Source organism: Vibrio sp. 2130-1, assembly GCF_033339515.1.
Window position 1 is genome coordinate 1 of the sequence record NZ_JAWOUT010000570.1, and the last position, 561, is coordinate 561.

The window sequence follows — 561 nt, forward strand, 5'->3', positions numbered from 1 at the left end:
GTTTGATGAGGTCAGCAAAGTAGCGCGCTTTCTCGATACTTTGATCGATCAATAGTTCGTAGCCTGGGCGACTAATAATGTGCATCGCCGCATACACTAACATGGCCATACCTGAGCGAGAACCTTCTAGCGTATGACTACCTAAGTCTTTTGAACCTTTACGTAAGATGTATTGCGCATGGTGTTCAATGGATTTCATCGCGTCTGGGTCTTTGAACAACACCATGCCCGCACCCATAGGGATGTACAGTTGTTTGTGCGCGTCGATAGTCACTGAGTCAGCCAGTTCAACACCTTCGAGAAGGTGACGGTAATGATTAGACATCAACGTTGCACCACCCCAAGCGGCATCTACATGGAAGTGACAATTGTGCTCTTGGCACACTTGAGCGATCTGCGACAGAGGATCGACGTTCCCCGTTTCTGTTGTGCCAGCTACACCGATAACCGCAATTGGTTTGATGTTTTGTTCTTTAAGCTCGGCAATTTTTGCTTTTAGGTCGTCAACAACAATACGGTTGTTTGCATCGGTTTTCACCGCGACTAAACCCTCTTGACCTA

General features: G+C 47.2%; 1 protein-coding gene. It reads right to left on the bottom strand.

The window, feature by feature from the left end:
• A partial coding sequence (locus R7Q09_RS27445; protein ID WP_318144121.1) for an aminotransferase class V-fold PLP-dependent enzyme occupies positions 1-561 on the bottom strand: 561 nt, incomplete at both ends.